This window comes from Parvibaculum sp. (assembly GCF_002684405.1).
GTDB lineage: Bacteria > Pseudomonadota > Alphaproteobacteria > Parvibaculales > Parvibaculaceae > Parvibaculum.
In genome coordinates, this window is the sequence record NZ_NYVD01000045.1 from 23012 (window position 1) to 29101 (window position 6090).

Below are 6090 nucleotides of genomic sequence, written 5' to 3' on the forward strand. Positions count from 1 at the left end.
TCTTCTTGCAAATTAGAATGAGACTAATTATTATCTAGTCCATGAGGCCGGGATATGAGGTCCCGTGCGTCTTACGGATGGAGATAGAGATGCGTTCGCTTGCCAAGACTCTGACCTTCGCCTGCCTGCATTTCAGCGTCGGCTTCGGCGTGACCTATACGCTCACGGGCTCGGTCGAAATCGCCACGGGTGTGGCGCTGATCGAGCCGCTGGTGAACACGGTGGTCTTCTATTTCCATGAAAAGGTCTGGGCACGGGCCGAGGCCCGCCCGGCCGGGCTTAAAAACGGCTTCGATCCCGATCTTGGCCACAACGTCATCTGACGAGGATCGCAAACCGTGCATCCTGCTCGCCGCCGGACAGGGTCCCGGCGGCGTTTTCACTTCCAGGCCCAGACGGGTTGTTCCAGGCGGGCGACGCGGGTGTCGCGGCCGCGCAGCGCCACTTCGGCGAACTGGTAGAGTATGGCGGCGGTGGGCGCATGAATATGCGACGCGCCGATATGGAGGCGGATGACGGGTCTCTCGCTTTCGGGGATGTCGATGAATTCCGGCGAGCCGTCCCGGTCGAATTCGCGCAATCCGAAATGATGGATGGAGGCGACCTCCGAGGGGTTCGCCGCCATGTCCGACAGGTCCGGCGCCCAGATCACCACGGGCGTGATCTCATAGCCAGACCGCGTGGGATAGGCGTCGAGCCGTCCCAGCACATGGCCATGCGACAGGGCGAGGCCGATCTCCTCGCGCATTTCGCGCAGCGCCGCCGCGACGGCGTCTTCGCCGGGGTCGAGCCGCCCGCCGGGCAGCGCCCATTGGCCCGCATGGGACGAAAGGCGCGGCACGCGGCGGGTGAGCAGGAAGCCCGCTTCGTCTTCCCCGCCGGGCCCTTCTTTTTGCATCGGGGCGACCGCGATGGCGACGGCGGCCTGTTTCAGCTCCGCCGATGCCGGGCTTTCGGGGCGGAAGGCGGCAAGCCTGTCGGCCATAAGGCGGCGGAGCGTCTCGTCGAAGCGATAGGGCGTTGAAGGCATGGGATCGGAACTCGCGGTGTCGGACCTCAGGGAGCTGACTTCACAGGGTCGATGCGGCTGCCGCCGGGGTGTTTAGTAAATAGGTCCCGGTCGCGCGGAAAGGCTCGAAAAGGGCACTTAATGTTTAACATCATAAACGCGACGATGAAATTTCGTATTCCCGGCATCTTGGTGGGCCGCGAGCGGGCGCGTAACCTCATCCCTACAGATCAAGGCCGTCTCACCCCAGAGCCCAGAGGTTACGTTCATGCGTATCGGTGTCCCCAAGGAAATCAAGGTCCATGAGTACCGTGTGGGCATGACGCCCGCCGCAGTGCGCGAAGCCGTTCATCACGGGCACCAGGTGATGGTGCAGAAGGATGCCGGGCTCGGCATCGGTCTGTTCGACAGCGATTATGAAACGGCCGGCGCGGAAATCGTCGCGACGCCGGAAGAAATTTTCGAACGCGCCGAGATGATCGTGAAGGTGAAGGAGCCGCAGCCCTCTGAATGGAAGATGCTGCGCGAGGGACAGATTCTCTTCACCTATCTGCATCTGGCGCCCGATCCCGAGCAGGCCCGCGGTCTGATGGAATCGGGCTGCGTCGCCATCGCCTATGAAACGGTGAGCGATGCGCGCGGCGGTCTCCCTCTCCTTGCGCCCATGTCCGAAGTGGCGGGCCGCATGTCCATTCAGGCCGGTGCCCACTGCCTTGAGATAGCCCAGGGCGGTCGCGGCATGTTGCTGGGCGGCGTGCCGGGCGTGGCCGCCAGCCGCGTCGTCGTGCTGGGCGGCGGCGTGGCTGGTACCAATGCCGCGCGCATGGCGATGGGGCTCGAGGCGCATGTGACGGTAATCGACATCAACCTGCACCGCCTCTACGAGCTCGACATGCAGTTCGGCCCGATGCTCAACACCATCTATTCGACGGTGGATGCCATCGAGGAATATGTGCTGGGCGCCGATCTCGTCATCGGCGCTGTGCTGGTGCCGGGCGCGGCGGCACCCAAGCTCGTCACCGGGGAGATGGTCAAGAAGATGAAGAAGGGCTCCGTGCTCGTCGACATCGCCATCGACCAGGGCGGCTGCTTCGAGACCTCTCATGCCACCACCCATGCCGATCCCACCTATGTGACGGATGAGGTGGTGCATTACTGCGTCGCCAATATGCCCGGCGCCGTGGCGCGGACCTCCACTTTCGCCCTCAATAACGCGACGCTCCCCTTCACCCTCTCGCTGGCCGACAAGGGCTACCGTCAGGCGCTCGCCGACAATCCGCATCTCAAGGACGGGCTCAATGTCTATGAGGGCAAGCTCACCTATGCGGCGGTGGCGGAGGCGCTGGGCGCCCCCTTCCACGAGGCGGACAGCCTGCTTAACGCCTGAGGCCTCAAATCGCCGACGTGTGATTCTGTCCTATAAAGATACAGTTTTTATTAACTATATTGACCGAGTCTCCCGCCATGGCCCTTCGGGGCGTATGGGCAATTTGGGGGCTCGATCATGTTTCGGGATAAGGTTCGGCGCGAACGTTTCTGGCTGTTTCTCGGCGCCATGCTGATCGCGATTTTCGTCTGGCAGCGCGAGACCGCCTCGCATGAGGCGGGAGAGCGCTACGACACGGCGGGGATGAACCGCCTTGTGGAGCGCACGGTCGAGGTGCCGGTTCATGTGGCCGATGCCCGTGTCCTGCCGAAGCCGAGGCCCTGGCGGCCCGTTCGGGCGGTAAGCCCGGCGCCCAGGCCGCGCAGCGAACCCGTTCGCCGGGCGCCTGTGCGGGTTGCCGCCGTTCGCAGCGAGCCTGCGGACGCCGACGACCGGCTCATTACCGGTTCCATCAACGCATCGCCGGCCGTGCCCCTGGCGCGTCCCTCGGTGCGCCCGTTCACGGATCGCGGGGTGCAGGTTGCGAGCCTGGAGCCCGCCGCGCCCGCGAGCGCGCGTTCCGGCAAAGCGCGCTTTTATGTGCAGCTCGGTTCCTATCAGTCCATCGGCGCAGCGACCCGGCGCTATCTGGACCTTTCGGGTAAGAAAGCCGACCTTCAGGGCGATGAGCGGATTTTCATCGAAGAAGCGGATGTGGGCGGCGAGCGCTTCCACAGGGTCCGGATGGGCGGTTTTGCCAGCGAGCGGGACGCCCGCGCGGCCTGCGCCAGGGCCGGTATTCCGGGCTCCGATTGCGCGGTGGTGGCTTTCAACTGAGGGCCGCGGGCAGGATTCGCGCAAAATAGCGACGAAGCGTCAGGGGGGCATGGACTTTTGCCCCCTTTTGCCTGTATAAGCCCGTCCAAATTGCCGATTGCCCGGGGGAAGTGGTTTTCCGGGCGCGGCAAGCCGATTTCAAAATCTGGCGGAGGCAGGCAGCCCGCACCGGCCCATCCCGTTTTCGGGCCGGCGCTGAGAGCCGCTTTTGACAGATTTAAACCAACTGGAGCTAGAGCCATGGCCGTTCCGAAGAGGAAAGTAACCCCGTCCAAGCGCGGCATGCGCCGTTCGGCCGATGCGCTGAAGCAGCAGGCCTATGTCGAAAATCCCGACAGCGGCGAGCTGCACCGTCCGCATCATATCGACCTGAAGAGCGGTATGTATCGCGGCCGTCAGGTGCTGAAGCCGAAGGACGATTTCTGATCCATCAGGATCTGAAGAATTCGAAACGCCGGTTCCCGAAAGGGCGCTGGCGTTTTTCGTTCGCGGTTCTTGGTTCATCCGTCATTGCGAGCGCCCGTCAGGGCGCGCGGCAATCCAGAGGCGGCAGGCGCAGAACGGGATAGCTTCGTCGCCTCGCTCCTCGCAATGACGATGTGGTTTGGGACTTCCGCTATTCCAGCCCCTTGAGCCCCTTCACGGCCACTTCCTCGGCGCGTTTGAAGACCTCTTCCTTCCAGTCGTCCTCATCGATGTAGAACGCGCCCCGGATGATCGCGCCGACTTCCTGCGCGCGCGGGTTCTCCGCACCGCCATTCTGCCAGAGCCAGTTGTCGGCCTGCAGGGCGAAGGAGACTTCGGTGATGGGCAGCGTGCCGAATTCGAGACCGCAGGCGGCAAGCGCCTTGCCGTCGAGTTCCTCCGCCAGAAAGTCGGTGATGGAGCCCGCGACGTTTGACGAGACGGAGCCTTCCGCCTTGGTGGAGAGCACTTCATTGCCCCAGAGATCGGTCATGCGCTTGTAGGTCGGGCTGTCGGGTGCTGCCGTGCTGATGATCTCGCCATGGCCGCGGGGACCGAGGCCGGTGTGGAGGTCGATGAAGACGATGCGCTCCGCCGGTGCGAAATGTTTCCGGACGATGTCCTTCAGCGTGAGATGCGACCATGTCGGTCCGTTGCCGCCGAACTGCACGCCGCCGGGATGGGCGTATTGCCCGGCGCTCATCGCGTATTGAAGCGCGGGGAAGCCGTTTTTCTCCGCATAGGCGAGAAGTTTCTCCTGCGCCTGCTTGATGGTTCCGGGCTCGAGATCGGGCAGGTTGATGACGTCTTTCAGTTCCTCATAGCCGGGATTTTCCGGGTACGGCGCATCGTGATCGATGAAATTGCGGTTGAGGTCGACATTGTCCTCATTGACGCGGCGGCTCCAGGCGAAGCCGAACGGGTTGATCGCATGGATGAGAACGAGGGCGCTGCCCTCGGGCAGCCTGTCGGCAAAGCCGGTTTCCAGCAGCGCGATCTGAAGCCCCGAACCGCAATAGCCCTCCACGCCATGCGTACCCGCGCCGAGCGCGATGACGGATTTTGCATCCGCCGGGCCGATCCGGGCGACATCGGTGGCCAGCGTTTCGCCGCCGGGGCCCTTTGCCGGGTGTTCATGCGTTTCGAGCGTCGCGCCCGCCGCCTTGGCGGCGGAGAGGAATTTCGCGCGGGCTTCGGCATAAGTCTCTGAAAAACAGGCGGGAATTTTTGTCATGGTTGGCTCGCTTTGTCCGGTAACCCTGTTTTGGTTGCCGGTGGGGTTTCACCCTTCTGTTGTGCTAGTGTGGCACAGTCGAGGGATGCGAGGGGCAGAAAGCGCATTCCGGACGGTCACGTTTTTTATGGCTTCGGCAAAGTCACAGGGTTCTAGAGAGGGGATCACATGTTGGGCACTTTTCCGCTGATGGCGCTGGTCATCATCATCTATAACGCGCTCGTTTACCTGACGGGTATCGATCTTGCGGAGCCGGTTTTCAATGTCGCGCTCGTTTCCGGTGCGATCTGGACGATCTCGGTCAATGATATCATCGTCTTTATCGGTCTCGTCCTGCTGTTCCTGGAACTGATCGGCGCAACGCGCACGGGCGCGGCCACCATCGTCAATCATGCGCTTTCCATGCTGGTGCTGCTGGTCGCGTTGATCGAATTCATCGTGCTCCCGCAGTTCGGCCACACCACTTTCTTCCTGCTGGTGCTGCTGACCCTCTTCGATGTGATCGCGGGCTTCACCGTGACGATCACGGCGGCGCGGCGCGACTTCACGGTCGGCGAATAAACGCCTCATAGGCGTCCGACAGTCTTTGCGTTTCAGGATGGGCGGGGATTTCCCGCCCATCCATTTTTTTGACCGGCAGCAGCCCCGTCAGGCTGTTGGTGAGGAAGATGCCCTCCGCCTTGAGGAGCCGGTCCGGCGCGATCAGGCCTTCCTCCGTCTCGATGTCGAGTTTGCGGGCAAGTGCCAACACGCTTGCGCGCGTGATGCCGGGCAGGATGGGTCCGTCGGTCGCGGGCGTGACGAGCTTCTTGCCTTCCCAGAAGAAAACATTGCCGACACTGGCGCAGGCGAGATGGCCTTGCGTATCGAGCAGGATGGCTTCATCCGCCCCGGCGAGTTTCGCTTCTTCCTTCGCGAACACATTGTCCAGATAGGGCAGGGCCTTCAATTGCGCGGCGGGCGAGCTTGTGTTGCGCCTGATGGTGCTGATGACGGCGCGCACGCTGTCGGGCGGTTCCGCGCCCGGGGCCGAGGTGATGAGGAGCGTGGGCGATACCTCCGGCGGCACGGCAATGCCGCGCGGCCCAGGGCCACGGGTCAGCGTCACGCGCAGCGACGCGCGGGGTGCGGTATCCAGCGCATTGGCGGCCAGCAGGGCCGTGCAGGCGGGTTTCAGCG

Annotated in this window: 8 protein-coding genes; 5 read left to right on the plus strand and 3 right to left on the minus strand. The window is 63.3% G+C overall.

Translation table 11 applies throughout. The features are described from left to right. Positions 1-89: 89 nt before the first annotated feature. Entirely contained in the window at positions 90-323 is a 234-nt protein-coding gene (locus CMI59_RS04015) for a DUF2061 domain-containing protein (protein ID WP_293325083.1), read from the plus strand. A gap of 56 nt (positions 324-379) precedes the next feature. Here CMI59_RS04015 and CMI59_RS04020 read toward each other — a convergent pair whose 3' ends face one another. Continuing rightward, entirely contained in the window at positions 380-1030 is a 651-nt protein-coding gene (locus tag CMI59_RS04020) for a CoA pyrophosphatase (RefSeq protein WP_293325085.1), read from the minus strand. 247 nt (positions 1031-1277) lie between these two features. On the opposite strand from CMI59_RS04020, the gene ald reads away from it, so the two are divergent. The 3 genes from ald (at position 1278) to rpmF (ending at position 3638) form a co-directional block, all read left to right on the plus strand. Then, the gene (gene ald / locus CMI59_RS04025) at positions 1278-2396 is read left to right on the plus strand and encodes an alanine dehydrogenase (RefSeq protein ID WP_293325088.1); all 1119 of its coding nucleotides are present in this window, start codon (positions 1278-1280) and stop codon (positions 2394-2396) included. 117 nt (positions 2397-2513) lie between these two features. After that, positions 2514-3212, plus strand: coding sequence for an SPOR domain-containing protein (locus CMI59_RS04030; RefSeq protein WP_293325091.1), 699 nt, complete (start codon positions 2514-2516; stop codon positions 3210-3212). A gap of 240 nt (positions 3213-3452) precedes the next feature. After that, positions 3453-3638, plus strand: coding sequence for a 50S ribosomal protein L32 (rpmF, locus tag CMI59_RS04035; RefSeq protein WP_293325094.1), 186 nt, complete (start codon positions 3453-3455; stop codon positions 3636-3638). Positions 3639-3828: 190 nt separating this feature from the next. Here the strand turns inward: rpmF and CMI59_RS04040 are convergent, their stop codons facing one another. Next, positions 3829-4911 carry a M14 family metallopeptidase gene (locus CMI59_RS04040; protein ID WP_293325097.1) on the minus strand — a complete coding sequence of 361 codons (1083 nt, stop codon included), beginning with the start codon at positions 4909-4911 and terminating at the stop codon, positions 3829-3831. 168 nt (positions 4912-5079) lie between these two features. On the opposite strand from CMI59_RS04040, the gene CMI59_RS04045 reads away from it, so the two are divergent. Then, positions 5080-5472 carry a hypothetical protein gene (locus CMI59_RS04045; protein ID WP_293325100.1) on the plus strand — a complete coding sequence of 131 codons (393 nt, stop codon included), beginning with the start codon at positions 5080-5082 and terminating at the stop codon, positions 5470-5472. Here CMI59_RS04045 and CMI59_RS04050 read toward each other — a convergent pair. Further along, the coding region (locus CMI59_RS04050) for an aminotransferase class IV (RefSeq protein ID WP_293325102.1) at positions 5456-6090 on the minus strand (635 nt) is incomplete at its 5' end. The two genes, CMI59_RS04045 and CMI59_RS04050, sit on opposite strands and share 17 nt — an antisense overlap.

Excerpts from the sequence above, each read along its gene's own strand:
- CMI59_RS04015 (WP_293325083.1), top strand. The coding sequence starts at position 90 with ATGCGTTCGCTTGCCAAGACTCTGACCTTCGCCTGCCTGCATTTCAGC.
- CMI59_RS04020 (WP_293325085.1), bottom strand. The coding sequence starts at position 1,030 with ATGCCTTCAACGCCCTATCGCTTCGACGAGACGCTCCGCCGCCTTATG.
- ald (WP_293325088.1), top strand. The coding sequence starts at position 1,278 with ATGCGTATCGGTGTCCCCAAGGAAATCAAGGTCCATGAGTACCGTGTG.
- CMI59_RS04030 (WP_293325091.1), top strand. The coding sequence starts at position 2,514 with ATGTTTCGGGATAAGGTTCGGCGCGAACGTTTCTGGCTGTTTCTCGGC.
- rpmF (WP_293325094.1), top strand. The coding sequence starts at position 3,453 with ATGGCCGTTCCGAAGAGGAAAGTAACCCCGTCCAAGCGCGGCATGCGC.
- CMI59_RS04040 (WP_293325097.1), bottom strand. The coding sequence starts at position 4,911 with ATGACAAAAATTCCCGCCTGTTTTTCAGAGACTTATGCCGAAGCCCGC.
- CMI59_RS04045 (WP_293325100.1), top strand. The coding sequence starts at position 5,080 with ATGTTGGGCACTTTTCCGCTGATGGCGCTGGTCATCATCATCTATAAC.